General features: G+C 66.4%; 28 protein-coding genes. 17 read left to right on the top strand and 11 right to left on the bottom strand.

Features of this window, described 5'->3' with window-relative positions; genetic code table 11:
- Position 1: 1 nt before the first annotated feature.
- The 3 genes from fliP to VGN66_RS12910 are packed head-to-tail and all read right to left on the bottom strand — an operon-like array spanning position 2 to position 1,462.
- Complete coding sequence (fliP, locus tag VGN66_RS12920) at positions 2-748, bottom strand: flagellar type III secretion system pore protein FliP (RefSeq protein ID WP_224922406.1); 747 nt, start codon at positions 746-748, stop codon at positions 2-4.
- Positions 741-1,208: a flagellar biosynthetic protein FliO gene (locus VGN66_RS12915; protein ID WP_327519214.1), complete on the bottom strand. Its 468-nt coding sequence runs from the start codon at positions 1,206-1,208 to the stop codon at positions 741-743. Before VGN66_RS12915 ends, fliP begins: the two co-directional genes overlap by 8 nt.
- Positions 1,205-1,462 (bottom strand): FliM/FliN family flagellar motor switch protein, encoded by a 258-nt coding sequence (locus VGN66_RS12910; RefSeq protein ID WP_327519213.1) that lies wholly within the window; start codon positions 1,460-1,462, stop codon positions 1,205-1,207. Before VGN66_RS12910 ends, VGN66_RS12915 begins: the two co-directional genes overlap by 4 nt.
- Before the next feature lie 110 nt (positions 1,463-1,572).
- Here VGN66_RS12910 and flgC point away from each other — a divergent pair, with 110 nt between their 5' ends.
- The 5 genes from flgC to flhB are packed head-to-tail and all read left to right on the top strand — an operon-like array spanning position 1,573 to position 4,447.
- Positions 1,573-1,980 (top strand): flagellar basal body rod protein FlgC, encoded by a 408-nt coding sequence (flgC, locus tag VGN66_RS12905; protein WP_224922409.1) that lies wholly within the window; start codon positions 1,573-1,575, stop codon positions 1,978-1,980.
- 11 nt (positions 1,981-1,991) lie between these two features.
- A complete protein-coding gene (locus VGN66_RS12900; protein ID WP_224922410.1) occupies positions 1,992-2,321 on the top strand; it encodes a flagellar hook-basal body complex protein FliE in 330 nt (109 codons plus the stop codon).
- Between the two features lie 9 nt (positions 2,322-2,330).
- Positions 2,331-2,597 carry a flagellar biosynthetic protein FliQ gene (locus tag VGN66_RS12895; protein ID WP_224922412.1) on the top strand — a complete coding sequence of 89 codons (267 nt, stop codon included), beginning with the start codon at positions 2,331-2,333 and terminating at the stop codon, positions 2,595-2,597.
- Between the two features lie 7 nt (positions 2,598-2,604).
- The gene (gene fliR, locus VGN66_RS12890) at positions 2,605-3,363 is read left to right on the top strand and encodes a flagellar biosynthetic protein FliR (protein WP_327519212.1); all 759 of its coding nucleotides are present in this window, start codon (positions 2,605-2,607) and stop codon (positions 3,361-3,363) included.
- A 4-nt stretch (positions 3,364-3,367) separates the two neighbouring features.
- Positions 3,368-4,447 carry a flagellar biosynthesis protein FlhB gene (gene flhB, locus VGN66_RS12885; RefSeq protein WP_327519211.1) on the top strand — a complete coding sequence of 360 codons (1,080 nt, stop codon included), beginning with the start codon at positions 3,368-3,370 and terminating at the stop codon, positions 4,445-4,447.
- 61 nt (positions 4,448-4,508) lie between these two features.
- Here the strand turns inward: flhB and VGN66_RS12880 are convergent, their stop codons facing one another.
- Positions 4,509-4,934, bottom strand: a complete 426-nt coding sequence (locus VGN66_RS12880; protein WP_327519210.1) for a flagellar assembly protein FliX — start codon at positions 4,932-4,934, stop codon at positions 4,509-4,511.
- An 85-nt stretch (positions 4,935-5,019) separates the two neighbouring features.
- Between VGN66_RS12880 and VGN66_RS12875 the strand changes: the two genes are divergently transcribed.
- The 3 genes from VGN66_RS12875 to VGN66_RS12865 are packed head-to-tail and all read left to right on the top strand — an operon-like array spanning position 5,020 to position 6,834.
- Positions 5,020-6,126 carry a flagellar basal body P-ring protein FlgI gene (locus VGN66_RS12875; RefSeq protein ID WP_327519209.1) on the top strand — a complete coding sequence of 369 codons (1,107 nt, stop codon included), beginning with the start codon at positions 5,020-5,022 and terminating at the stop codon, positions 6,124-6,126.
- Positions 6,126-6,425 (top strand): rod-binding protein, encoded by a 300-nt coding sequence (locus tag VGN66_RS12870; protein WP_327519208.1) that lies wholly within the window; start codon positions 6,126-6,128, stop codon positions 6,423-6,425. Before VGN66_RS12875 ends, VGN66_RS12870 begins: the two co-directional genes overlap by 1 nt.
- On the top strand, positions 6,415-6,834 hold the full coding sequence (locus tag VGN66_RS12865) for a hypothetical protein (RefSeq protein ID WP_327519207.1): 420 nt from the start codon (positions 6,415-6,417) through the stop codon (positions 6,832-6,834). The genes VGN66_RS12870 and VGN66_RS12865 overlap by 11 nt, the downstream gene beginning before the upstream one ends.
- A 77-nt stretch (positions 6,835-6,911) precedes the next feature.
- Here VGN66_RS12865 and VGN66_RS12860 read toward each other — a convergent pair whose 3' ends face one another.
- Positions 6,912-7,328 carry a flagellar basal body protein gene (locus tag VGN66_RS12860; protein ID WP_224922425.1) on the bottom strand — a complete coding sequence of 139 codons (417 nt, stop codon included), beginning with the start codon at positions 7,326-7,328 and terminating at the stop codon, positions 6,912-6,914.
- Positions 7,329-7,332: 4 nt separating this feature from the next.
- Positions 7,333-9,999, bottom strand: coding sequence for a hypothetical protein (locus VGN66_RS12855; RefSeq protein ID WP_327519206.1), 2,667 nt, complete (start codon positions 9,997-9,999; stop codon positions 7,333-7,335).
- A gap of 103 nt (positions 10,000-10,102) precedes the next feature.
- Here VGN66_RS12855 and VGN66_RS12850 point away from each other — a divergent pair, with 103 nt between their 5' ends.
- From VGN66_RS12850 to VGN66_RS12815, 8 genes are all read left to right on the top strand, one after another.
- Complete coding sequence (locus tag VGN66_RS12850) at positions 10,103-11,134, top strand: flagellar motor switch protein FliG (protein ID WP_327519204.1); 1,032 nt, start codon at positions 10,103-10,105, stop codon at positions 11,132-11,134.
- 10 nt (positions 11,135-11,144) lie between these two features.
- Positions 11,145-11,825, top strand: coding sequence for a FliH/SctL family protein (locus VGN66_RS12845; protein ID WP_327519203.1), 681 nt, complete (start codon positions 11,145-11,147; stop codon positions 11,823-11,825).
- A gap of 240 nt (positions 11,826-12,065) precedes the next feature.
- Entirely contained in the window at positions 12,066-13,682 is a 1,617-nt protein-coding gene (gene fliF / locus VGN66_RS12840; RefSeq protein ID WP_327519202.1) for a flagellar basal-body MS-ring/collar protein FliF, read from the top strand.
- A gap of 11 nt (positions 13,683-13,693) precedes the next feature.
- The gene (fliN, locus tag VGN66_RS12835; protein WP_327519201.1) at positions 13,694-14,053 is read left to right on the top strand and encodes a flagellar motor switch protein FliN; all 360 of its coding nucleotides are present in this window, start codon (positions 13,694-13,696) and stop codon (positions 14,051-14,053) included.
- 2 nt (positions 14,054-14,055) lie between these two features.
- Positions 14,056-15,342 (top strand): sigma-54 dependent transcriptional regulator, encoded by a 1,287-nt coding sequence (locus VGN66_RS12830; RefSeq protein ID WP_327519200.1) that lies wholly within the window; start codon positions 14,056-14,058, stop codon positions 15,340-15,342.
- Positions 15,343-15,357: 15 nt separating this feature from the next.
- Positions 15,358-17,439 (top strand): flagellar biosynthesis protein FlhA, encoded by a 2,082-nt coding sequence (gene flhA, locus VGN66_RS12825; protein WP_327519199.1) that lies wholly within the window; start codon positions 15,358-15,360, stop codon positions 17,437-17,439.
- 42 nt (positions 17,440-17,481) lie between these two features.
- Positions 17,482-19,308, top strand: a complete 1,827-nt coding sequence (locus VGN66_RS12820; protein WP_327519198.1) for a flagellar hook-length control protein FliK — start codon at positions 17,482-17,484, stop codon at positions 19,306-19,308.
- 11 nt (positions 19,309-19,319) lie between these two features.
- Positions 19,320-19,976: a flagellar hook assembly protein FlgD gene (locus VGN66_RS12815; RefSeq protein WP_327519197.1), complete on the top strand. Its 657-nt coding sequence runs from the start codon at positions 19,320-19,322 to the stop codon at positions 19,974-19,976.
- 115 nt (positions 19,977-20,091) lie between these two features.
- Here the strand turns inward: VGN66_RS12815 and mmsB are convergent, their stop codons facing one another.
- The 5 genes from mmsB to VGN66_RS12790 are packed head-to-tail and all read right to left on the bottom strand — an operon-like array spanning position 20,092 to position 24,224.
- Positions 20,092-20,982: a 3-hydroxyisobutyrate dehydrogenase gene (gene mmsB, locus VGN66_RS12810; protein WP_327519196.1), complete on the bottom strand. Its 891-nt coding sequence runs from the start codon at positions 20,980-20,982 to the stop codon at positions 20,092-20,094.
- Positions 20,983-20,985: 3 nt separating this feature from the next.
- Positions 20,986-21,240 carry a hypothetical protein gene (locus VGN66_RS12805; protein WP_327519195.1) on the bottom strand — a complete coding sequence of 85 codons (255 nt, stop codon included), beginning with the start codon at positions 21,238-21,240 and terminating at the stop codon, positions 20,986-20,988.
- Between the two features lie 4 nt (positions 21,241-21,244).
- Positions 21,245-22,018 (bottom strand): enoyl-CoA hydratase, encoded by a 774-nt coding sequence (locus VGN66_RS12800; protein ID WP_327519194.1) that lies wholly within the window; start codon positions 22,016-22,018, stop codon positions 21,245-21,247.
- A gap of 8 nt (positions 22,019-22,026) precedes the next feature.
- Complete coding sequence (locus VGN66_RS12795; RefSeq protein ID WP_327519193.1) at positions 22,027-23,082, bottom strand: enoyl-CoA hydratase/isomerase family protein; 1,056 nt, start codon at positions 23,080-23,082, stop codon at positions 22,027-22,029.
- On the bottom strand, positions 23,079-24,224 hold the full coding sequence (locus VGN66_RS12790; protein WP_327519192.1) for an acyl-CoA dehydrogenase family protein: 1,146 nt from the start codon (positions 24,222-24,224) through the stop codon (positions 23,079-23,081). The genes VGN66_RS12795 and VGN66_RS12790 overlap by 4 nt, the downstream gene beginning before the upstream one ends.
- Positions 24,225-24,303: 79 nt before the next feature.
- Here VGN66_RS12790 and VGN66_RS12785 point away from each other — a divergent pair, with 79 nt between their 5' ends.
- Positions 24,304-24,501, top strand: coding sequence for a hypothetical protein (locus VGN66_RS12785; RefSeq protein WP_327519191.1), 198 nt, complete (start codon positions 24,304-24,306; stop codon positions 24,499-24,501).
- Position 24,502 lies beyond the last annotated feature (1 nt).

The raw sequence follows: 24,502 nt of genomic DNA, 5'->3' as shown, positions 1-24,502 counted from the left end.
CCTACCCCGTTCCGAAACTTCGGATCAGGCTGCCTGCCACCAGCGCCCAGCCATCGACCAGCACGAAAAAGATGATCTTGCACGGCAAGGCGATCGTCGTCGGCGGCAGCATCATCATACCCATCGCCATCAGCACCGCCGATACGGCGAGGTCGATGACGAGGAAGGGCAGCAGCAGCAGAAAGCCGATTTCAAACGCGCGGCGCAGTTCGGAGATCATGAAGGCCGGGATCAGCGTGCCGAGCGGCACCTCGGCCCGGGTCTTGGCCGGTTCTGCCGCAAGGCCGTTGAACAGCGCGATATCGTCGTCGCGAACCTGGCTCAGCATGAACTTGCGGAACGGCGCGGCGGTCTTCTCGAACGCGACATCCTCGGTAATCTTGCCTTCGGTATAGGGCTTGATGCCGGCGGTCCACGCCGCCTCCAGCGTCGGCGTCATCACGAACATCGACAGGAACAGCGCCAGGCTGATGATCACCGGGTTGGGCGGCACGCCCTGCGCGCCAAGCCCGGTGCGCAGCAGGGACAGCGCAACGACGATGCGGGTGAACGACGTCACCGTCATCAGGATGCCGGGCGCGAGGCTGAGCACGGTCAGCAGTGCGACCATGCCGATCGCCTTGCCGCTCATCGACCCGCCAGCCAGATCCAGCGCCGAGCCCCCTGCCCCGCCCCCCGCCGCAGCAGCGGCAGTGGCGGGGATGAGCAGCAGGACAGCGGCGAGACCGACGCGAAGCAGCTTAGGCATGTCGGGCGATCCGCGCGCTTGCGAAAGTCTGGAAGCGCTCGAGATTGCTGAGGAACGCGGTCGATCCCGGCGTATCACTGCCATCGCGGGCCGCGTCGAAGATCGGTGCCGCCACCATGGGGGCAGGTTCAACCAGCGTTGGCAACGCAGGCTGCGGCGCCGGGGAGTCGATCAGGCGTAGCGCAGGCGCGTCCATACGCGCCTCGTGCAGCACGACATTGCCCTCGGGCGCCATCAGCACGAGATGTTCGACATTGTCGCGACGCACCAGCAGCAGCGAGCGCTTCTGGTCGACGGTCAGCCGCTCGACCACCTCAAGCCGCTTTTCCGGAGCGCCGCCCGCGCCAAGCCGTCCGGGCAGGCGGATGTCGAAGCGCCGCACCGCCCACAGCGCACCGGCGAGCAGGCCGAGCACCATTGCGAGCGCACCGAACATGCGCAACAGGGCAAGGATCGTCATGCCGTGGCCCCCGACGCGAGGACTTCGGAAATCTCGATCGACATATGCTCGCCGCTCACGATCACGCGGCCCTTGGCGATCAGCGTGTCGTTGACATAGATCAGCGTCGGATCGGCATCGGTGCTGTCGAGCGCGACGATCGCGCCGCGGCTCATCTTGAGCACCTGTCGGATCGGCAGCCGGGTGGACCCCAGCACGATCGACAGTTCAACCATGATATCGTTGAGCACGGCGTTCCCCTGCGTGGTCGTCATACCGTGTTTATAGGGGGCAGAATTTGCCCCCGGTCCGACCGACCCGGAAAAACTTGCCTATAAGAAAGCTGTCGGGGGCAATTCCTGCCCGCCGCGCCGGATTTGGGATCATGGACCTCAAAAGTGCCGTCTCGGTCTCCGCCTCGGGCCTGCGTGCCCAGTCGCTGCGGATGCGCGTGATCGCCGAGAACCTCGCCAATCAGAGCTCGGTGTCGCAGACGCCGGGCGGCGACCCCTATCGCCGCCGGGTGGCAACTTTTGCCGCCGAAGTGGATCGCGCGACCGGCGCGACGAAGGTGTCGGTCAAGGGCGTCGCCACCGACAAGTCGGCTTTCCAGCGCGTCTATCAGCCGGGCAACCCCGCTGCCGACGCGCGCGGTTATGTGAACATGCCCAACGTCAACGGCCTCGTTGAGACCGCCGACCTCAAGGCCGCACAGCGCTCCTACGAAGCCAATCTCAGCGCCATCGAAGCCGCCAAAGGCATGACGATGCGCACCATCGACCTGCTGAAATAAGGGAAGCATCCATGTCCATCGGAGCACTTGACGCCGCCACCGCCTATGGTCGCGCCGCCGGCGTTTCGCCGCTGTCGCGTGGCCCTGGCATCGGCGGCCCCGGCGCCACTGACGCGCCGGCCGCCGGCGGCTTTGGCCAGCTCGTCCAGGGTATGGTCGGCGAGGCGTCGTCCAGCCTGAAAGCCGCCGAGACCGCGTCCACGCGACAGATCGCGGGCAAGGGCGATCTGATCGATGTGGTGACCGCAATGGGCGCGGCCGAAGTCGCGCTCGACACCGTCGTTGCCGTCCGCGACCGCGTCGTGAACGCCTATTCCGAAATCATGCGGATGCAGATCTAGGCCCGATCGATGGATGCAAACTCCGCCATCGAGATCGGCCGCGCCGCGCTGATCCTGACCCTCACCGTCGCCGGGCCGCTGCTGTTCGCCGCGCTGTTTACCGGCGTCGCGATCGGCCTGCTTCAGGCACTGACGCAGATTCAGGAACAGACGCTGACCTTCGTCCCCAAGATCATCATCATGGGCATCACCCTGTTGCTCAGCTTTCCGATGATCGGTTCCGCACTTGGCGACTTCATGCGCGTGCTGAGCGACAAGATCGTCCAGGGCGGCTGACCGGGCGATGATCGAAGACCTGCCGCTGCACGCCACCGCCTTCCTCATCCTGTTCGCGCGGGTTGGGTCGGTGCTGATGCTGCTGCCGGTGTTTTCGGAAGATGCGGTGCCCGCGCAGATCCGCCTGTTCGCCGGGATGGGCATGACGCTGGGCCTGTGGAGTTTCCTGTCGGCCAAGGTGATCCCGATCGCCGACGTCACCGATATCCAGCTCGCCGGCATCCTTGTCGCGGAACTGCTGGTCGGCATCGGACTCGGCCTGATCATGCGCATCATGTATCAGGCGATCTCGATCGCCGGATCGCTGATCAGCCTCCAGATCGGCCTCACCTCCGCCATGGTGTTCGACCCCGGCCAGTCGGGCCAGGCCCCGATCCTGTCCAAATTCGTCGGCGTCGCCGCAGCGGTCGTGTGTTTCGCGATGGCGGTCCACCATCTCTGGCTCGGCGCGCTGATCAAATCCTATGGGCTGTTTCCCGTGGGCGTCGTGCCCAACAGCCATGATTTCGCCCAGTTGGCGGTAAAGGTCGCGGGCAATTCGCTCGCGCTTGGCGTGTCGCTCGCCGCGCCGTTGCTGGTCTATGGAATCGTCTTCAATACCGTGCTTGGCCTGGTCGCGCGCGTCGCGCCAGCGCTGCAGGTGTTCTTCATCGCCCAGCCGCTCAACCTGCTGCTCGGAATCACCATCGCCGCTGCCACGTTCGGGGCGACGCTCGTCACCTTCGCGAACAGCATCGCGATGTGGATGAACATGGGCTGGAGCTGACGCAATGGCTGGTGGATCGGACTCGGAAGACAAGGACTCGAAAACATTCGCCCCCAGTCAGAAGCGCATCGACGATGCGCGGAAGAAGGGCGATGTGCCGATGGCGCCGGAAATGCGCCAGGCGGCGATGTTTCTGGGCCTGATCGTCATCACCGGCGGACTGGGTGCCCATGCTGCGTCCCAACTGGCGGGGTCGCTTGCCCGCATCTGGGGCCGCGCCGACGATTTCCTGTTCAACCCCGACGGGGCGCAGAATTTCGGCGGCTATATCCTCGGCGAACTGGCCGGAGCGCTGTTGCCCCTGCTTGGCGTGTTGTTTGGTTTCGCGCTGCTCGGCGGCTTCGCTCAGGGGCGGCCGATGATCAGCTTCAGCCGGATCGCGCCCAAATTCCAAAAGATCAATCCGGTGTCCGGGTTCAAACGCATGTTCGGCGGACAGGGCCTGTTCGAGTTCGCCAAGACGCTCGCCAAGCTGATCGTCGTTGCAACGATCGGGACGATCATTCTGTGGCCGTTCCTGCCCGGCTTTGAAACCATGGTCGGCGTCGGCCCAACAACGATCGCGGATCTGTCGCAGCAGATGATCCTCAGCGTGCTGACCTCGGTCGTGGTGCTGGTTGCGGTGATCGCCGCTGCGGATTTCTTCTACCAGCGCTACAGCTGGACGAAGAAGAACATGATGTCGCTCAAGGACATGAAGGACGAGCATAAGGAGCAGGAGGGCGATCCGAAGATCAAGGGCAAGATGCGCCAGATCGGTATGAAGCGCTCGCGCCAGCGGATGATGCAGGCAGTCCCCTCCGCGACCGTGGTCATCACCAACCCGACCCACTTCGCGGTCGCGCTGCGCTACGACCACGGCGCAATGAACGCGCCGATCGTAGTGGCCAAGGGCACCGACGCGATCGCACTCAAGATCCGCGAGATCGCGACCGCCAATGGCGTGCCACTGGTCGAAAACCGCCCGCTCGCGCGTGCTCTCTACGCCAGCGCCGAGATCGATCACCCGATCCCGCTCGAACATTATCAGGCGGTGGCAGAGGTCATCAGCTATGTGCTGAAGCTCGCGCGCGGCGGAAATTAAGGCTCCAGCGCGACGGCCACGCACCGGCGCGCCATTAACCATGCCGATTTAGAATTGCGGATCAGACCGTGCGGTCGTGCTTGGCGAGTTCGACGCGGACGCGCAGCTCGATGTCGCGGGCGATCTCGGCAAGGTCGGGATCGTCGGGCATCTCGAACACCGCCGCCCATTGCGTCAGCGCGTCGAGCACCGCCTCGTCGGGCATGCCCTTCACCTGCGCGGCATGCAATTTGTCGAGGATTTCCAGCCCGCGTGCCGCCGGCCGCGCCTCGCGCCGCCGCTTGTCCTTTGGCGTTTCGAGCGCGGTCGCGGCGGCGAGCAGCACGTGAACGGTGGTCGCGGCCTGGAGCGTCGGGCCGGCCTGCTGCCCCTGCTGGGGCGCCTCAGGCATCTCCATTTTCGGGAGTGCCACGCGCAGGGCGGCGTCCGACCGCGACAGTGCGTTGAGCACCATCTGGACCGGCATCGAGACGCCCTGGATCTGCACTGCCTTCTCACCTCCGCAAAGACCGAATGGGCCTTTCTCTTTCTATAAGAAGATTAACGGCATTTCGGAGACGATGGACAGGTTTATGCACATTTTGAGATTGCTGTTGTTAGCGCTGACCCTCGCGGTGCCCGGCACCGCGGCGGCGAACAGCACGCATCGGATCAAGGATATCGTCGATATCGAGAATGTCCGGCCCAACCAGCTGGTCGGGTACGGCCTGGTCGTCGGCCTTGCCGGCACCGGCGACCGCACTCGCAACACGCCCTTCACCGAGGAATCGATGCAGGCGATGCTGGAGCGGATGGGCGTCAATGTGCGCGGGTCACAGCTCAAGACGATGAACGTCGCTGCGGTCTCGATCACCGCGACCATGCCGCCCTTTGCGCGTGCCGGATCGCGGATCGACGTAACCGTGTCGGCGCTCGGCGATTCAACCAGCCTTCAGGGCGGGACGCTGATCGCATCGTCGCTGCGCGCGCTCGATGGCGAGATTTACGCCGTCGCGCAGGGGCAGGTCTCGGTCTCCGGCTTCAAGGCTCAGGGCGCAGCCGCGAGCATCAGCCGCGGCGTTTCGACCTCCGCGCGCATCGCCGATGGGGCGATTATCGAGCGTGAGGTGCCGTTCGCGCTGCGCAGCGCGACCAGCCTGAAACTGGCGCTCAAGAACCCCGATTTTACCACCGCCAACATGATTGCAGGCACGATCAACTCGACCTTCGCCGGGACCGCCGAGGTGCTCGACCCCGCCACGGTCGAACTGAAGCCAGGCCCCGGTTTTCCCGGTTCAGTGGTCGATCTGGTCGCACGCATCGAAAATCTGCCGGTCTCGGTCGATCAGCCGGCCAAGGTGATCGTCAACGAAGCGTCGGGCACCGTCGTGATGGGCGCAAATGTGCGCGTTAGTCCGGTCGCGATCGCGCAGGGCGGCCTGACCATCAGCGTCGCGGAGTCGCCGCAGGTGTCGCAACCCGCGCCGCTGTCGCAGGGCCAGACCCAGGTCGTCCCGCGCACCCAGGTGACGGTCGATGACGGCACCGGCCGCTCGCTCGGCACGCTGGGCGGCGAAACCTCGCTCGCCTCGCTGGTCGCCGGCCTCAACGCGCTCGGCGTCAGCCCACGCGACCTGATCACCATTCTTCAGGCCATCAAGAGCGCAGGCGCACTCCAGGCCGATATCGAGGTGCAGTGATGAGCCCCCTTTCCACCCCCGCCGCCGCAACCACCGGCGCCGCGCCGAGCGTGCCCACGCCCAAGAACAAGCAAACCGCGCAGGCGTTCGAGGCGGTGTTCATCGGCCAGATGACCCAGCTGATGCTCGAAAGCGTCGAGGAGGGCGAGTTTTCCGGCGGGCATGGCGAACAGATGTTCCGCGGCGTGCTGGCCGAAAATCTCGGCACCGCCATCGCTGCCAAGGGCGGGATCGGCCTGGCGCCGGCCGTCATGGACCAGATCATCAAACTGCAGGGGGGCAACACCGATGGAAACTGAACTTCTCGACCTGTTCCGCTCGCTGGCATCGATCAGCGAGGAAGAGACGTTGCTGCTGACCCATGGTCGCCGTAGCGAGATCGCCGGGCTGGTTCAGGCCAAGACCCGGCTGGTCGGCGCGGTCGATACCGAAGTCGCGCGGCTGGACCGCACCAGCCCCGCCTGGCGCGACGCGCTCGACCCCGAAACGCGCGCCGATCTGGCGGAGATTACCGGCCGGCTGCGCGATATCTGTGCGGCCAATGGCGCAGCGCTCAAGCGCCAGATCGACCTGTCGGACGAGATGATGGCGGAAATCGCCGCCGACGCGCGCCGCCGCCATGGCAGCGGCAGCAGTGCCTATGGAGCATCGGGTGCGATGGCCGGTGCGGGGATAGCGGTGCCAATCTCGGTCAACGCCAGCTTCTGACCCATTCAAGCCGGGCAAAGAAAAGGGGCCGTCCCGGCTGGGACGGCCCCTTTTTCATGCCCGCTCGATCGAGCGCGTCAGCCGCCGCCCTTGCGGCCGAGCGCCGACTGCATCAGCCCCTGGCTCTTGCGATAGAGGCTGGTCATTGCGGCGAAGTCGGCCTGGACCTGGCCCATCTTGAGCAGCTGGTCTTCCAGCGTGACGTTGTTGCCGTCAGGCTTGGTCTCGCTGGTGTTGGCGTCGAGCATGACGCTGCCGGCCGAGATCGGCGCGCGCGCCCCCAGCGCAGCCATGCCGCCGGTGAGTTGCACCTGCGGCCGTGCGATCGACGCGCTGCTGTTGCCGGTATTGATCAGGTCGCTGAAATCGGGTGCGCGCACATCGCGCGCCTTGAAACCCGGCGTCTCGCTGTTCGCGATATTCTCGGACAGCACGCGCTGGCGCTCCGAGAGGTGTTTCATGTTGCGGGCAATCCCGCCGATCAGATCGGACATGATGTCAGAACCCTATGGATGTCGACGGGCCGGAGGAAAGCCGGCTGAGCGCAGCCTGATAGTTGGCCATCTGGGCTTGTTCGCGCGCCGTGCTCCCGCCCTTCCGGCCACCCTCGACCATCGCCTGCTTCGTGTCATCCCAATATAGCGAGCGATAGCTCGTCTGGGACATCGAGAGCGCGGATTTGAGCTTGGCGAGCGCTGCGGTCGCCGACTTCGGGTCGGCGATCGACAGCGCCGGGTTGAGGCCGAGGCCGAAGCTGCCGCCGGGGCGGACGCGCGGCGCGTCCTTGTCGATCGGATCCATCCCCGAAACGCGCGCTGCGGGCAGGCCGAGCTTTTCGAGTGCGTCGCGGCCAGCTGGCCCGGCGATGAATTCGATATCGATCCCCGCCTTGGGCGACACGCGCAGCATCGCGCCGTCGTCCTTTTTGGGCGTCGTCACCAGCGCCTTTGACCCGGTGATCTTGCGCACCTTGTCGGCGAGCGTAGCCAGCGTCTCATCCTTGCCGATCGTGATCGTGCGGATCACGCCCCCGTCGATCCGCATCTGGAAACTGTCGCCCGCGCGCAGGCTTGAGCCGGTGGTCAGCTTGAGCGAACCATCGGGTGTCGCCACGCCGCGACCAAGGCCCAGCGCCTCGACCTTGCTCGACCCACCCTCGGACGCCGCGACGCGGACCGGTTCGGTGCGCAGTGTCGGCTGGCCGAACTGAGTGATCTTCTCGACCCCGCCGCCGACCGGATCGACCCGCGCGACAAAGCCGTCGGTCGGGCCGCTGCGCGTGCCGCCAAGGTCGCCGGTGGTGCGGCCGCCGACATAGAGTTTGCCGTTGGTGAAGGCGAGGCTGTCGACCTGTTCGTTGCCCGCCGTGCCGAGATAGGTCACAGCCATGCCACTGCCATCGGAAGCAAGGCGCGCAACGAAGCCGTCGCGGCCGCCGGAAATGCCGTTGATCTGCGTGCCGGGCAGCGCGGCAAGCGTCGTGCCGCCGATCGCGATCGATCCATCAGGTGCGATCGCGATGGCGCGTGCGTCTGCCGTACCGAGATCGACCGAGCTGAGTTCGGTGCCGGGATTGGCGGGATCGAGGAAGCGCAGCTTCGACGTCGCGCCCTCCTTGGTCAGCGCGGCGAGGCGACCATCGGCGGTCATCGCCATCGCGGTAATGCTCTCATCGCCCGTGCTGGGCAGCTTGACCCGCTGGGTAACCGCGCCGGTGCCGTTGAGCCGGGCGACGAACGCGTCGCCCCCGCCCTGCCCCGCGCGCCCGCCGACCAGGATCGCGCCATCATCGGCGATGGCAATGCTGGTCGCTCGATCCTCGCCGACCGAGCGGATACGGCTGGCGAACATTTCGTCGCCATTGTTGGCATAGCGCGCAACCAGCATGTCGGCATCGGCGCTGGTGCCGTCGAAACTGCCGGAGACGGTGCCGGCAACGACGATGTCGCCATTCTCCGCGACCGTCACCGCAGCCCCCGAAGCGCTGTCGGCAGCACCCAGTGCGCGCTGCCAGACGACGTTGCCAATGCTGTCCATCTTGGTGAGGTACAGGTCCTGCGTGCCCGCAGCGCGCAGCTCGTCGAGATCGCCCGACGCAGTGCCGACGACATAGGCAAAGCCATCGGCATCGGTCGCGACCGCGTCAGTGGTCGTCGCCACCGCCTTGGTCGTCAGCCGGTCCTTCGCCTCGATCGTCGCCAGCGTCTTGTTGGTCATCGCCGCTTGCGGATCGTCGATGCGCAGCACGCGGGCGGCGGTCGGCGTTTCGAGGCCGGTGCGGCCGGTGGCGACGATCAGCGCATCGGGAGCATCGACCTGATCGATCGAAACCGTCTCGAGCCCCTGGCGATTGATCGCCATTGCCCAGCCATCTTCCTCGGTCTTTTGCGGCTCGAACGCGACCTTCCACTTCGGCACCGGGGTGCCATCGGGGTTGAGCACGACATTGCCGCCGGTATCGCGCATCGGGATGTTGGCAATCGCCTGATTGACGAGGTTGGCGACGCTATCGAGCGTCGGCGGCTCGGGCAGCGAGCCCAGGTCGATCACGACGGTATCGACCGAGCTGCCACGCTCCAGCGTGACGCGGAACCGTTCGGTCCCCGACATTTGCGACAGCACCTCGTCGCGCTTCGCCACGACGCCCTTGCCGGTGACGCTGACGCTGAGGCCACCCGTGCCCGGCGCGACTACCGCGCTCTCGGCGCGGCGCACCGGCTGGCCGAACGACATCTCCAATTTGTCGGAGGGCGCGGTGCCCATATAGGTCTGGAGATCGGCCAGCCCCTTGGTGAAGGTCGCAGCGAGCTGGCCTCGTTCGGTGGCGGACAGGCCGGGCTTGGCCGCGGTCGTCGCCAGCACATTGAGGCGATCGAGTGCTTTCCAGGTGGTGAAGGCGGTCTGGACGTCGGTGGGGAGCGCGCGGACGCCGGTCAGCGGCTTGTCGATGATCGTCGCCAGACGGCGGATCGCGGCGATCTGGGTCGAGATCGATCCGGTGGCCCCGGCCTCACGCCAGGGCGGTGTGGTTTCGGGCAGCGTGAACTGCGCCTTCGCCTCGCGCACGGCCTTGCTCTCGATCGCCTGACCGATGCCCGCTGCCGAGAACCAGCTCGTATCGGCACCCAGCAGGGTCAACCCTGCCAATCCCGAATTGATGTTCATCTTGCTGTCCTCACGCGACCGGGTGCCCCCTTTCGTGTCCATAATAGAGGGGTCGTGGGCGAAACCGACGGGTTAACTACGAATAATGCAGGGGAACTAGACGATGATGATGACTCCGGTCGTGGAACCGCCAGAATTTAAGAAGCTCAACCAGCGCGAGCGTGCCGCCGCGCTGATGCTGGCGCTGGGCCAGGAGCATGGCGCGCCGATCTGGGAACAGCTGTCGATCGACGAGGTGAAGGAGCTGTCGCAGAGCATGTCGCAGCTCGGCCGGATCCCGTCGAACCTGATCGAATATCTGCTCAATCAGTTTCAGGCCGAGATGTCGTCGATGAGCTCGTGCCACGGCTCGTACGAGACGACCGAGCGGCTGCTCAACAGCGTCCTCGACGGTGACCGGGTCAAGGAGATCATGGAGGATATCCGTGGTCCGTCGGGCCGGACGATGTGGGACAAGCTGTCCAACGTCAACGAAGGCGTACTCGCCGGCTACCTTCGCAACGAATATCCCCAGACGATCGCAGTGATCCTGTCGAAGCTCAAGTCCGACCATGCCGCGCGCGTGCTTGGCGCGCTGCCCCGCGACATCGCGGTCGATGTGGTGCAGCGGATGCTGCGCATGGAGACGGTGCAGAAGGAAGTGCTGGCGCAAGTCGAAGCGACGCTGAAGACCGAGTTCATGGCGAACTTCGCGCGCGCCCAGCGCCGCGACCCGCATGAGGCGATGGCCGAGATCTTCAACGCGATGGATCGCTCGACCGAAGAGAGCATGCTCTCCGCACTCGACGCCCGCTCGCCCGACGCCGCCGACCGCATCCGCTCGCTCATGTTCACGTTCGAGGATCTGGGCGGCCTGCTGCCGGCATCGATCGCCGTCATCGTCCGTCAGGCCGACAAGCGCCAGATGGCGCTGGCACTGAAGGGCGCGCCGGAGAATATCCGCTCGCTGTTCTTCTCGACCATGACCGAACGCTCGGCAAAATTGCTGCGCGAGGACATGGCGTCGATGGGCCCGGTCCGCGCACGCGACTGCGAAGAAGCCCAGACCGCACTGGTCCGTCTTGCCAAGAACCTCGCCGATATGGGGGAGATCGTGCTGGTCGACCCCAAGAGCGACGACACGATGATCGTCTAGGAGGCGGCACATGGACCTTTCGTTCAGCACCAAGCCGTTCGGCTTCGACCGCGTTTTCAGCGCGCGCGAGGCGGCCCGCACCGTCGAACATGACGACACCATCTCGCTCGTCATCAAGCTCGAGGCGCTGGAGGACGAGCTGGCGCATCTGCGCAACATGCAGAATGAGGAACTGGCACGGGCGCGCGCCGACGCGTTTCAGGCGGGGCTCGACGCCGCCCGCTCGGACCGCGACAATGCGCTGCTCGCGGCGATGGACGCCCTGCACGCCGGGGTCGAGGGCATGGTCGAGGAGCGCGCAGACTTCCGCGCCGACACGGCCCGCGAGGCCGCCGAGCTGGTGCTTGCGGTCGCCCAGCATCTCGCCGGCCACCCGCTGCTCGCTTCCCCTGCCCAGGCAATCGACGATGCGATCGGGCGGGCGCTGTCCCAGGTCGCGCGCGGCACCGAACTGGTCGTGCGTATCCACCCCGACATGGCCGACCAGATCGAGGAGCGGATCGCGACGCGTCAGGCCAATGACCGCCGCCGCCTGAACCTGCACGTCACCCAGGACCCCTCGCTCGCCAGCGGCGACGCGCGGATCGAGTGGGACGAGGGTGGCCTGACGCTCGACCGCGCGATGCGTGAGGAAGCGGTGCTGCGCGAACTCAATAATCTTTTTCCCGTCGACGACAGGCAGGCCGCCTGATCCTCTATCAATAGCGTGTCGGACGGCTCGGCTCCCCTGCCCGGTCGCCTCCGCAATCGGCGCCCCCGGACCTCCCCCGTCCGGGGGCGCTTTTGTTTGCGATCCAGCGGAGCCGGAGCAGGGCGACACCAGTCCGCTGCCCACTCGGCAATTTTTTCCCACCGGCAAAACCTGCCGCCCGCCGCGCATCTATAATTGACCTGAGGGACACGCAGTCCCGGCTGTCTGATAGGGTGCCGCTTGGAGCAGGTTAAAGGGCTGATCGCGCAATTGGGGGCCAAACGGCTCATCATCATGGGCGGCGTCGCGGCATTGATCATGGCGGCGCTGGCGATGGTCGCGCTGCGTGGTGAGAACAGCACGATGGGGTTCCTCTACACCGATCTCGACCCCTCGGCCGCCGCCGCGATCAGCGAGAAGCTGAAGGCGCAGAACGTGCCCTTCGAGCTTTCCGCCGACGGCACCGCCGTGATGGCCCCGGTCGACAAGCTCGCCGAGCTGCGCATGGCGATGGCCGGCGAAAAGCTGGGCGGCAAGATCGGCTATGAGGTGCTGGACGAGGAACAGCCCTTCGGCGTCTCCGCCAGCCGCGCAAAGATGAACGAGACCCGCGCGATCGAGGGCGAGCTCGTCCGCTCGATCCAGAGCCTCGATGCTGTCTCGGGCGCGCGCGTCCATATCGTGATGCCCGAGCGCGCGATGTTCGCCGCCGAGGCGCGCCCCGCGACCGCGTCGGTCACGGTCAAGACCAAGGGCCGCCTGCCCGCCGAGACGATTCAGGCGATCCGCTACCTCGTCTCTTCCGCAGTCCCCGAATTGTCGCCCGAGTCCGTGTCGATCGTCGATCAGTCGGGCGCGCTGCTCGCCCGCGCCGGTGAACAGGGCGCAGCGGGCGGCGGCAGCGTCGATGAGCGTCAGTCTCAGATCGAGGCGAAGATGCGCGAAGAGATCATCGCGCTGCTCGAGCCGATCGTCGGCCAGGGCAAGGTCCGCGCCGAAGTCGCCGCGCAGATCGACCGCGACGCAACCCGCGAGGAATCGAACGTCTTCGATCCCGACAAGCAGGTGATCGCACGTCAGGTGACCGTCGAAAGCGACGACCAGAGCAGCGAGAATAGCGACGAGCAGGCCGCGACCGTCGGCAACCAGCTACCCGAGGCGCAGCAGCAGCCGGTCGGCGCCGCCGGTGGCGATACCCGCCAGCAGGCGCGCAAGGAAAATTCCGAAGACACGACCTATGCCAACAGCTCGACCCGCAGCGTCGTGACCCGCGAGCCGGGCAAGCTGACCCGACTGTCAGTCGCGGTCACGGTCGATGGCGGCGCACAGGGGCTACCCGAGGCGCGCAAGCAGCAGCTGACCCGGCTGGTCGAGAATGCCGTGGGGATCGATACCGAGCGCGGCGACAGCGTGGTGGTCGAAAGCCTCGCCTTTGCGGTTCCGACCGAACCCGCCGATGCGCAGACCGCCTGGTACAGCTTCTTCACGTCGGACCAGGTCGTCGGGCTGCTCAAGATCCTGCTGGTCGGCGCGATCGGCCTGATCGTCCTGCGCATGCTTCGCTCGCGCGCGAACAAGGAAGCCGAGGGCGAGGTCGGCCCGCCGATGCTGCCGAGCGAACAGAATGCCGAGATGCTGGCGATCGCGCAGCAGGCCGCCGATGGCGACCCCGAAGCGCTCAAGCAGCTGGAATCGATGCAGGGCAACCGCTCTGACGTCCCCCTGCTCGACCATGATGTCCAGCTCAACAATGTCGATGGCCAGATCAAGGCGTCGCATCTGCGCAAGGTCGGCGACATGGTCGCCAGCAACGCGCCCGAGGCGACTGCGGTGATCCGCCAGTGGATGAACGCATAATGGAGACCCCGATGTCCGATACCGGCGAACCGATCCAGAGCCCGGAAAGCGGCGCGATGATCGAGACCGATACGCCGCCGTCGTTTGAGGAATTCGGCATCGACGGCCCCGCCAGCGATGCCGGAAGCGCCGGATCGCTATCGGCCGTCAACGAGGTGCCGGTCCGCGTCCAGGCCGTGCTGGGCCGCGCCCGCGTGCCGGTCGGTGAACTGATCCGGATGAAGTCGGGCATGGTGCTCGAACTCGATCGCCGCGTCGGCGAGCCGGTCGATGTCTATGTCAACAACCGGCTGGTCGCCCGTGGCGAAGTGATGCTGGTCGACCATGCGCTCGGCGTGACGCTGACCGAAATCGTGCGCCAGGAAGGCTGATCATGCAGCTTCGCCTGATGATCGTCGGCGCCAGCAGCGGCCCGTTCGGCGAGGCCGCGCGGATGGCGCGCAGCCTGGGCGCCGAGGTGATGGTCGCCGAGACTCCGGACGAGGCGCTCGTGCATCTGCGCGACGCTGGCGCGGGACTGGTGATGATCGATGTCGATAGCGACGTGCCGACCTTTATGCGCGCGCTGATCGCCGAGCGGTTCGCGGTGCCGGTGCTCGCCTGTGGCATCGATGCCCCGGCCGAGCGTGCGGTCGCCGCGATCCGCGCCGGCGCCCGTGACTATATCCCCCTGCCCCCCGACCGCGAGCTGATCGCGGCGGCGATTGCGCAGATGGCGCAGGCCGATTTCGCGCCGATCGTCGGTGAGGACCCTGCCTGGCTGCGCGCGCTCGACTTCGCGCGCGCGATGGCACCGGCACATGCCCCGATCCTGATCAGCGGCGAGCGCGGTACCGGCAAGGAGCGCGTCGCACACGCGACCCATGCCGCATCGGGCCGCAATGGCTTCGTCACCATCGAATGCACCGGCGTCGCCGCAGAAGTGCTCGAGTCCGAATTGTTCGGTCATGAAGCTGGCGCGTTCGAAGGTGCGCTGGCCGGTCGTCGCGGTGCCTTTGCCACCGCAAGCGGCGGCACCTTGTTCCTGCGCGACATTGATCGGCTGCCCGCCGCGGTCCAGCTGCGCGTGCTCAAGGCGATGGGTGCGCCCGGCGCGCCCAATGTCATCGCCAGCACCCGTCGCGATCTCGCCGCGCTGGTCGATGCCGGGCAGTTCCGCAGCGACCTGCTCGCCCGCTTTGCGCTCGCAACCGTCGCGCTGCCGCCGCTGCGCGCGCGCGGCGGCGACATCCGTCTGCTCGCCGCGACCTTTGCCGCGCGCTTTGCCGCGATGCAGTGCCTCCCCTCGCCGCTGATCGACCCGGCGACCGAGACGCTGCTGACCAGCTATGAGTGGCCGGGCAATGTCGCAGAGCTGCAGGATGCGATGCACCGCGCGGTGCTGCTGTCGCCCGACGGCTATATCGGGCCGGAGGCGATCGTGCTCGCCGACGGGTCGCGGCTCGCTCCGCCCGCTCCGGTGGCCGGCAAGCCGCTGATCGCCTCGCTCGTCGGTCAGACGGTCGAGGAGGTCGAGCGCCAGCTGATCCTCGAGACGCTGGAGCGATGCCAGGGCAACCGCACCTCGGCCTCGCAGATCCTGGGCATTTCTGTCCGCACGATGCGCAACAAGCTCAAGGCCTTTGTCGAGGCCGGCATTGCTGTCGTCCCGGTTACCTGACGCGGAGCCACTTCCATGAACGGACTCAACGGCTTCCTCGCTCGTCTCGGCAATGGCCGCGACATCGCGCTCGCGATCGGCGTGCTGGCGATCATCGGCACGCTGGTGCTGCCGATGCCCGGCTGGATGCTCGATCTTGGCCTCGTCCTGTCGATCACCTTGTCGGTGATGATCCTGATGACCGCCTTGTTTATCGAAAAGCCGCTGCAGCTGGCGGCATTTCCGACGATCCTGCTGATCACGACGATGCTGCGGCTTGGTCTCAACATCGCCTCGACGCGCCTGATCCTGGCGCATGGGCATGAGGGCGCGCACGCGGCGGGTGGCGTGATCGCGGCGTTCGGTGATTTCCTGATCGGCGGCGAGCCGGTGATCGGCATCACCATCTTCGCGATCCTGATCGTCATCAACTTCGTCGTCATCACCAAGGGTGCAGGCCGCATCGCCGAAGTCGCCGCACGCTTCAGCCTCGACGCGATGCCGGGGAAGCAGATGGCGATCGACGCCGACCTGTCGGCGGGCATGATTACCGAAGAACAGGCGCGCGCGCGCCGCACCGAGGTTGAGGCCGAAAGCGGCTTTTTCGGCGCGATGGACGGTGCGTCCAAGTTCGTGAAGGGCGACGCGATCGCCGCGCTGCTGATCACCGCGATCAACGTGATCGTCGGCCTGATCATCGGCGTCGCCATCCATGGCGTTCCGTTCGGCGAGGCGTTCCACACCTATACGCTGCTGACCGTCGGCGAGGGTCTGGTCAGCCAGGTTCCAGCGCTGGTGATCTCGATCGCCGCCGGCCTGATGGTGTCGAAGGGCACACAGGCGGGCAAGACCGGCGCGGCACTGGGCGAGCAGCTGGGCCGTTATCCGCAGGCGTTCGGCATGTCCGCCGTGCTGCTGGGCGCGCTCGCACTGGTGCCCGGCCTGCCGTTCCTGCCGTTCGCACTGTTCGCAGCCGGCACCGGCTATGCCGGCTGGTATCTTTCGAAAAAGACCAAGCAGCGCGAGGCCATCGCCGAGCGGATGGCACAGGTCGAAGAGGCACAGGCCGCCGCAGTGGTCGAAGAGCCGATCTCGCGCACGCTCGCGATCGACGCGGTGCGCATCGAGATCGGCTATGGCCTGCTCCCGATCATCAACGACGCCGCGCGCGAGCCGCGCCTGGACGATCAGGTCCGCGCGCTTCGCCGCCAGATGGCGACCGAGTACGGCTTCGTCCTCCCCTCGGTCCGCATCATCGACAATATGGGTCTGCAGGCGAACCAGTACGTCATCTACATCAAGGAGACCGAAGCGGCGCGCGGCGACATCCGGCTCGATCGCCTTCTGGTCATCAATCCGGGCGACGGCCCCGCAGGTATTCCGGGCGAACCGACGCGCGAGCCGGTGTTCAACCTGCCGGCCCTGTGGATCGACCGTGAGCTGCGCGAGGAAGCGGGTTTCCGTGGTCTGACCGTCGTCGATGCCGGCACGATCATCACCACGCACCTGACCGAACTGGTCAAGGACAACATCGCCGACATGCTGAGCTACACCGAGGTGCAGAAGCTGTTGAACGAGGTGCACACCGACTCGTCCAAGCTGGTCGCGGAGATCATCCCGTCGCGCATCTCGATCTCGGGCGTGCAGCGCATTCTGCAGAACCTGCTCGGCGAAGGCGTGTCGATCCGCGACGTGCCGACGATCCTGGAGGGGATCGCGGAAGCGGCGCCGATCACCACCAACCTGACCCAGATCACCGAACATGTCCGCGCACGCCTCGCCCGGCAGATCTCGGCAACCCAGTCGCGCGAGGGATCGATCCCGATCCTGACCCTGTCGCCCGAATGGGACGCCGCGTTCGCCGAGAACATCATGGGCCAGGGCGACGAGCGCCACCTCGCGATGCCGCCGTCGATGCTTCAGGGCTTCATCGCCGCGGTGCGCGATACCTATGACCGGATGGCGAACAGCGGCGAAATCCCCTGCCTGCTGACCAATCCGACGATCCGCCCGTTCGTGCGCAGCGTAATCGAGCGAGTGCGTCCGGCGACCGTGGTGTTGTCGCAGAACGAGATCCACGCCCGCGCCCGGGTGCGCGCGCTCGGGACGATTGGTTAAGCGATGCGACCGGACAGCGCCCCGCACCTCTATGAATCGCCTATGGTGCCGAACCTCCTGCCCTTTTCCGCTTCCGTTTCGACGGGCGGTGGATCGACCCAAAGCGCAGCTGCGGGCCCGCAGGGACAGCCGGGCTTTGCCGCGATGCTGGGCATGGGCGCGACGCCGGTGACGCAAGGTCCCGCAGGCGGGACGATGTCCGGCATTGCCCCAGTTACGGTCAGCCTGATCCCGCCGACCGCAGAGCCGTTGCTGGGCCTGACTGGTGGCAAAGCCATTCAGCCGGTCGAGACCGCGCTTCCCGAACTGGTCGGCATTGCCGATGCGACGGAATCGCTGTCCGACGCCATCCCCGAGCCGGTGAGCGTGCCGGTCCTGACCGTCGTTGCGCCGCCCGCGCCGGCTCCCGTGGCGACACTCACCAAGACCCCGGCTCCTGTGCCGGGAACCGAGGGCGAGACTGTCACCGTCCTCGAGGAGCCCCGCAAGTCCGCCCCTCTGCCGCCGGTCACGGATAAAATCACCGTGACGGTGGTCGATGGCCCCGACAAGCCCGCGCCGTTGGTTAAGCCCGTTCCGACGCCAGACGGCGATGGCGGCAACGTGACCATTGTGGACGGTCCCGACAAATCGGTGGAGCCCGTGCCGGAAGGTCCGGCGCTGACGGTCGTCGCGCCGATGTTCAAGCCCGCCGAGCCCGCGCCCACCACTGGACCCGAAGGTGGGTCGGTGACGATCGTCGAACCGGTGCGCAAGTTCAGCGAGCCCAAGACTGTGCCAGTCGTTACAGAAGGCAGCGTGACCGTCGTCGATGGTCCGCGCAAGCCGGTCGAGCTCGCGCCGGAGGCGCCGATTGCTCCCGTCGATGCAGCACCGATCGCGGCGCCAGTCGATGTCGTGTCGGCCGATGTCGCGCCGGTCGATGTCCTGTCGGTCGATGTCGCGCCAGCGCTGACGGAAGCCGTCGCCGATCCGCTGACAACAGCGAATGGCGAGGCCGCACCCGCGCCGATCGCTCCGCCCATCGCGACCGCACCGCCAATCCCTTTGACCCCGGCTCCGGCCCCCGTCAGCCCGGCACCGACCCAGCCCCAAGCCGTGGCGTCCGCAGCACCCGCGCCAATCGCTCCGCGTGTCACCGAAACGGCACGCCCAGCTGAGTCCGCTCCCGCCGACATCGCGTCCGATGCTCCGGTCGATGACGGCGCATTCGATAACCTTGTCACGACCGACTCCGCGCCCGAAACCGACGCCCTGCGTACCAGCAGCGATACGGCGAGCGACGGCATGAACCGCGATGGCAACCGCCAATCGGCTCCGCAGCAGTCGGCACCCGCGCCGACCCCGACCTCCACAGGGCCGATCCCCGCCTTCGACCCGCTCGCCAGCGCAGCAGCGCCTGACGCCGCGCGCGCGGCTGGCGACCCCGCTGCCGAGCCACGTGCCCGCGCCAGCGCAATCGGTGAGGACGTGGGCCTCGCGATCGTCCGCCATGCCGATAGCGGAGCGGGCGATGTGCTCGTCATCCGCCTCGACCCCGCCGAGCTTGGCAAGATCGAGGTACGGCTGCGCATGGACGAGGCGCGCCAGCTGAGCGCGGAAGTGACCGCGGACCAACCCGCCACGCTCGACTTGCTGCGCCGTGACTCCGATAACCTCACCCGGGCGCTCAACGATGCCGGCTTCCGCGCCGACGACCAGAGCCTGCGCTTCGACAGCCGTGGCTTTGGCCAGAGCGACCAGCAGGCGCAGCAGGGCCGCCGCATCGCCAGCCGCGCCTATCTGCCCGATGACGACGCCGCGACGGCGCAGTCCATCCCCACCCCCGTCCAGGTCCGCAGCTCGGGCCGGGTCGATCTCGTCGCCTGAAGGAACCGATCATGGCCGTCGACGCCGCCACCGCAGCCACTAGCGCGACCAACAGCAATGCCAGTGGCGCGCTGGGCAAGCTCGCCACCGACTCAACGATGTTCCTGAAGCTGCTGACCACGCAGATGCAGAACCAGGACCCGCTCGATCCGATGGATACGTCGGAATATACCCAGCAGCTGGTCCAGTTTTCGCAGATCGAACAATCGATCCAGCAGAATGCCTCGCTCAAATCAATCCTGACCGCGCTGACCTCCGACAATCTCGTCGGGGCGGCATCGGTGGTCGGCAAGGTGGCGAGCTTTGGCAGCGATCAGGCGGGGCTGACCGCCACCAGCCCGGCGCAATGGACCTATGCCACCACGCGCCCGGCCGATACCGTGGTCGCGACGATCAAGAACGCCTCGGGCGCGACCGTCCACACGATCAACCTGACCGAATCGCAGGGCGATCTGGTCTGGGATGGCACGCTCGACAACGGCACGCGCGCGCCGGATGGCGCCTACAAGCTCGAGATTACCGCCAAGGATGCGACCGGGGCGGGCATCCCGGTGTCGATCTCCGCACGCGGCCTGGTCAAGGAAGTGGCGCAGGACGCGTCGGGCATGACGTTCCAGGTCAATGGCGTATTCTACAACGCCAACACGCTGATCCGCCTGACGCAATAATCGACGCGCAAAGGACCGGCGCAAGCCACGGCCCTCTATATCGGATCAGGATCGTGGCGATCGGTTGACTTCCCCCCTGCTGGCAACCGGCGCCACGCTCCGCCCCGACCCGCACTCAACCGTCCGCGCGGTCCTCCAGCATCCGGATGATGCCCGAAAAGTCCATGCCAGCATGGCCAGCATCCGCGAACTTGCCGTAAAGCTCGGCGGCGCGCGCGCCCATCGGCGTATCGGCATGGACCGTCTCCGCCGCCTCCATCGCCAGCTTGAGATCCTTGAGCATCAGCCCGACCGCAAAGCCGCCCTGATAGTCATTGTCGGCGGGCGATTTGGGGCCGACGCCAGGCAAAGGCGCATAGCTGGTCATCGACCAGCTCTGCCCCGACGAGACCGAGCTGATGTCGAAGAACGTCTGCGGATCGAGCCCGAGCTTGCGCGCGAGCAGAAACGCCTCGCAGGTCGCGACCATCGTCGCGCCGAGCAGCATGTTGTTGCAGATCTTCGCCGCCTGCCCTGCGCCATTGCCGCCGGCATGGATCACCGCCTTGCCCATGTCGGACAAGAACAGTTCGGCGCGTTCGAACGCGGCGTCGCTGCCGCCGACCATGAAGGTGAGCGTGCCGCCAGCCGCCGCCGCGATGCCGCCCGAGACCGGCGCATCGACCGCCATCAGCCCCTTGATCGCCGCGGCATCGGCGACGCGGCGCGCGGTATCGACGTCGATGGTCGAGCAATCGATCAGGATCGCACCGGTGTCCGCCGCACCGAACACGCTGTCGGCATAGACCTGTTCGACATGCTTGCCGGCGGGAAGCATGGTGATGACCGCCTCGGCACCATCCGCCGCCTCCGCCGCGCTCGCGACGGGCAGGCAGCCGGCGGCCTTGGCGCGGGCGAGCGCCTCTTCGCTGAGGTCATAGGCGCGGACGTCATGCCCCGCCTTCGCCAAGTTCGCGGCCATCCCGCCGCCCATATTACCGAGACCGATAAATCCTACGCGGGCCATGAGTTACTTCCTTCTCAGCTTGCTGCCGACGAGCGCCGTGATCACTGTCGGCACTGCGGCAAGGGCGACAGCGTAAAGCCCGATGCCCAAGGCGGCGGCACCCGCCGGAAGGGCCAGCCACGCCGCCGATAGGAACACCACCGCCAACATGGAGGCCGCAACTGCCATGGGCGGACGTCGGGTCATTGCGACCAGCAGGATCGACAGGATTGCCGCGCCCCCCGCCAGTTGCATCCAAAGTTCGAAGACACCGTGCATGTCGCTACTTCCCAGTCCAATTCCCCGGACGCTTCTCGACAAACGCGGCCATGCCTTCCTTCTGATCGGCGCTGCCGAACAGGCCGTGGAACAGGCGGCGTTCGAACTGGACGCCCTGCGCCAGACCGGTTTCGAACGCGGCGTTGACCATTTCCTTGTTCGCCAGCACCGCCAACGGCGCCATCGACGCGATCGTGGCGGCGGTCTTGAGCGCTTCGTCCAGCAGTTCGGCGGCGGGGACGATGCGGCTGACGAGGCCAGCGCGCTCCGCCTCGTCGGCGTCCATCATGCGGCCGGTCAGGCACATTTCCATCGCCTTGGCCTTGCCCACCGCGCGGGTCAGGCGCTGCGATCCGCCCATTCCGGGAGCAACCGCGAGCTTGATCTCGGGCTGGCCGAACTTGGCGGTGTCGGCGGCGAGGATGAAGTCGCACATCATTGCCAGTTCGCACCCGCCGCCGAGCGCAAAGCCGGAGACGGCGGCGATGATCGGCTTGCGCGTGCGGGTGAACTGGTCCCAGCCAGCGAAGAAGTTATGGCCGTACATGTCGGCAAAGCCCTGCGCCTGCATCTCCTTGATGTCGGCCCCGGCTGCGAACGCCCTTTCGCTGCCGGTCAGCACCGCGCAGCCCTGTGACGGGTCGGCGTCGAACGCGGCGAAGGCGGCGAGCAGGTCGGCCAGCGCTTCGCTGTTGAGCGCGTTGAGCGCCTGCGGGCGGTTGAGCGTCACCAGCGTAACCGCGCCACGCTGTTCGACGAGGATGGTGTTGTAGGTCATGTCTTCTCCTATGCGGGCGTCCACGCCTCAGCCTCGGGAAGCGGCGCGAAGATCTGGTCGATCAGATGGTCGCTCACCTCCTCGGGCGTGGCGGGGTCCCAGCGCGGGTGGTTGTCCTTGTCGATGATCAGCGCGCGCACGCCTTCGATGAAGTCATGCCGCTGCACGACGCGGGTGGCGACCGCGAACTCCTGCCGCATCTCGTCCTCGAAGGTCGGCATGGTCGCGCCGTCGAGCAGCAGCTTGAGGCTGACCTTCATCGATTGGGGGGATTTGGAGCGGATTGTCGCAAGTTGCGTCTGCGCCCATTCGCCGCCATCGGCCTCAAGCGCGGCGATGATATCCTCCAGCCGGTCAGACGCGAAGAGGTCGTCAATCTCCTCACGGTGCGCCAATAGCGCGCCCTCCGGTTGGCGCTCAGCAAACTCATCGAGCGTTGCCTCGATCCGTTGCGGATCAGCGACAATGAGAGTCTTGGCGGTCTCAAGCAGAATGGAAGGAAGGTAGTGACTGGCCAAACCAAGGCCGACACATTCCGCACCGTCGATCCGATGGCCGGTCACGGCCAGATACTGCCCGTTACGTCCTGGTAGCCGCGACAGATACCAGCCGCCGCCGACATCGGGGAACAGGCCGATCCCCGTCTCCGGCATCGCGAACTTGGTATTCTCGGTCGCGACGCAGTACTTCGCGGGCTGGCTCAGCCCGACGCCGCCGCCCATCGTGATCCCGTCCATGAACGCCACGATCGGCTTGGCGAAGGTGAACAGCGCATGGTTCATCTGATATTCGATGCGGAAGAACTCCCGCGCCGCCGCACCATCATCCGCGCCGCTGGTGGCGAGCATGCGGATGTCCCCGCCCGCGCAAAAGCCGCGGCCCTCGACATGGTCGATCATCACCGCCTCGACCGACATATCGCTGCGCCACGTCGTCAGCGCGTCGAGGATCGCCCGGCACATGCCGGTGTTGAGCGCATGAATGGCCTTGGGCCGGTTGAGCCGGATGCGGCCGACCTTCCCCTCGACGGAGATCAGGACGTCGTCATTTGCTGGATCGGTCACTGGCGGGTCAGCTCCCGTCCGACGATCATCCGCATCACCTGATTGGTGCCTTCCAAGATCGAATGGACGCGCAGGTCGCGCCAGAAGCGTTCGATCGGATAGTCCATCAGATAGCCATAGCCGCCATGCAGCTGCAGCGCGCGATCAACGACGCTCGATCCGGTGTCGGTAGCAAAGCGCTTGGCCATCGCGGCGAACTTGGTCTTGTCGGGCGCGTTGGCCGTGACCTTGGCAGCGGCGAGGTAGAGCAACGCGCGGGCCGCCTCCAGCTCGGTCGCCATGTCGGCGAGCATGAACTGGGTGTTCTGGAACTCCGCCACGGCAGTGCCGAACTGCTTGCGGTCTTTTGTATAGACAATTGCCTCATCGAGGCAGCGCTGCGCTCCGCCGAGCGAGCAGGCGCCGATGTTGAGGCGGCCGCCGTCGAGGCCCATCATCGCGATGCGGAACCCCTCGCCCTCGCCGCCGATCATGTTTTCGACCGGCACGCGGACATTGTCGAACATCACTTGCCGCGTCGGCTGCGCGTGCCAGCCGAGCTTGCGCTCATTTGCGCCGAAGCTGACGCCCGGCATGTCCTTTTCGATCGCGAGACAGGAAATGCCCTTCGGACCGTCCACGCCGGTGCGGACCATCGTGACATACAGTTCATTCTCGCCCGCGCCGGAGATGAACTGTTTCGATCCGTTGACGATGTAGAAGTCCCCGTCCCGCTTCGCGGTCGTCTTGAGCGCGGCGGCGTCGGAGCCCGAGGACGGCTCGGTCAGGCAATAGCTCGCCAGCCAGTCGGCGGTGACGAGCTGGGCGAGATACTTGTCCTTCACCGCCTGCGCGCCGAAGCGATCGATCATCCACGCGGCCATATTGTGGATCGAAATGAACGCGCTGGTCGCGGGGCAGCCATAAGCCATCGCCTCCATGATCAGCGCCGCTTCGAGCCGGCCCAGGCCGATCCCGCCGCTCTCCTCGCTGACATAGATCGCGCCGAAACCGAGTTCGGCGGCGGCCTTCACCGTCTCACGCGGGAAGATGTGTTTTTCGTCCCATTCCGCCGCATGCGGGGTGATCGCGTCGGCGGTGAAGCGCTGCGCCATCTCCTGGATCGCGCGCTGGTCTTCGGTCAGGTCGAATTGCTGGTCCATCATTCTCTCTGTCTGATCCTGTCGGAGGAACGCCGGGTCGAGGCGTGCGATCCGGATGGCGTCTTTAGGGGGTCGTCACATGAAACTTCGTTTGTTGCTCGCCGCACCGTTGCTGCTCGCCGCTGCCTGCACCTCGGCAGAAGGGCTCAACACCTTTGCCGCCGGCGTGTGCGAGCAAAGCTCGACCTGCACCGTGCGGGATCAAGCGCCGCGCTACGGATCGCCGCAACAGCGCGCGGTCGAGGACGTGATGCGCGGGCGGCAGGAACCGATGTAGC

Origin of the sequence: Sphingomonas sp., from assembly GCF_035998645.1 — a bacterium.
Taxonomy (GTDB): domain Bacteria; phylum Pseudomonadota; class Alphaproteobacteria; order Sphingomonadales; family Sphingomonadaceae; genus Sphingomonas.
The sequence above is the reverse complement of the archived record's forward strand: the minus strand, read 5'-3'. Positions and strand labels throughout refer to the sequence as shown.

Coding starts and splice junctions, on each gene's coding strand:
- VGN66_RS12895 (WP_224922412.1), top strand. CDS start 2,331: ATGGATGCAAACTCCGCCATCGAGATCGGCCGCGCCGCGCTGATCCTG.
- VGN66_RS12845 (WP_327519203.1), top strand. CDS start 11,145: ATGGACCTTTCGTTCAGCACCAAGCCGTTCGGCTTCGACCGCGTTTTC.
- VGN66_RS12875 (WP_327519209.1), top strand. CDS start 5,020: ATGCACATTTTGAGATTGCTGTTGTTAGCGCTGACCCTCGCGGTGCCC.
- fliP (WP_224922406.1), bottom strand. CDS start 748: ATGCCTAAGCTGCTTCGCGTCGGTCTCGCCGCTGTCCTGCTGCTCATC.
- VGN66_RS12820 (WP_327519198.1), top strand. CDS start 17,482: ATGGTGCCGAACCTCCTGCCCTTTTCCGCTTCCGTTTCGACGGGCGGT.
- VGN66_RS12830 (WP_327519200.1), top strand. CDS start 14,056: ATGCAGCTTCGCCTGATGATCGTCGGCGCCAGCAGCGGCCCGTTCGGC.
- VGN66_RS12915 (WP_327519214.1), bottom strand. CDS start 1,208: ATGACGATCCTTGCCCTGTTGCGCATGTTCGGTGCGCTCGCAATGGTG.
- VGN66_RS12865 (WP_327519207.1), top strand. CDS start 6,415: ATGGAAACTGAACTTCTCGACCTGTTCCGCTCGCTGGCATCGATCAGC.
- VGN66_RS12850 (WP_327519204.1), top strand. CDS start 10,103: ATGATGATGACTCCGGTCGTGGAACCGCCAGAATTTAAGAAGCTCAAC.
- VGN66_RS12805 (WP_327519195.1), bottom strand. CDS start 21,240: ATGCACGGTGTCTTCGAACTTTGGATGCAACTGGCGGGGGGCGCGGCA.
- VGN66_RS12800 (WP_327519194.1), bottom strand. CDS start 22,018: ATGACCTACAACACCATCCTCGTCGAACAGCGTGGCGCGGTTACGCTG.
- VGN66_RS12870 (WP_327519208.1), top strand. CDS start 6,126: ATGAGCCCCCTTTCCACCCCCGCCGCCGCAACCACCGGCGCCGCGCCG.
- VGN66_RS12855 (WP_327519206.1), bottom strand. CDS start 9,999: ATGAACATCAATTCGGGATTGGCAGGGTTGACCCTGCTGGGTGCCGAT.
- mmsB (WP_327519196.1), bottom strand. CDS start 20,982: ATGGCCCGCGTAGGATTTATCGGTCTCGGTAATATGGGCGGCGGGATG.
- VGN66_RS12785 (WP_327519191.1), top strand. CDS start 24,304: ATGAAACTTCGTTTGTTGCTCGCCGCACCGTTGCTGCTCGCCGCTGCC.
- fliR (WP_327519212.1), top strand. CDS start 2,605: ATGATCGAAGACCTGCCGCTGCACGCCACCGCCTTCCTCATCCTGTTC.
- VGN66_RS12815 (WP_327519197.1), top strand. CDS start 19,320: ATGGCCGTCGACGCCGCCACCGCAGCCACTAGCGCGACCAACAGCAAT.
- flhA (WP_327519199.1), top strand. CDS start 15,358: ATGAACGGACTCAACGGCTTCCTCGCTCGTCTCGGCAATGGCCGCGAC.
- VGN66_RS12900 (WP_224922410.1), top strand. CDS start 1,992: ATGTCCATCGGAGCACTTGACGCCGCCACCGCCTATGGTCGCGCCGCC.
- VGN66_RS12790 (WP_327519192.1), bottom strand. CDS start 24,224: ATGGACCAGCAATTCGACCTGACCGAAGACCAGCGCGCGATCCAGGAG.
- VGN66_RS12910 (WP_327519213.1), bottom strand. CDS start 1,462: ATGACGACCACGCAGGGGAACGCCGTGCTCAACGATATCATGGTTGAA.
- flgC (WP_224922409.1), top strand. CDS start 1,573: ATGGACCTCAAAAGTGCCGTCTCGGTCTCCGCCTCGGGCCTGCGTGCC.
- fliN (WP_327519201.1), top strand. CDS start 13,694: ATGTCCGATACCGGCGAACCGATCCAGAGCCCGGAAAGCGGCGCGATG.
- VGN66_RS12860 (WP_224922425.1), bottom strand. CDS start 7,328: ATGTCCGATCTGATCGGCGGGATTGCCCGCAACATGAAACACCTCTCG.
- flhB (WP_327519211.1), top strand. CDS start 3,368: ATGGCTGGTGGATCGGACTCGGAAGACAAGGACTCGAAAACATTCGCC.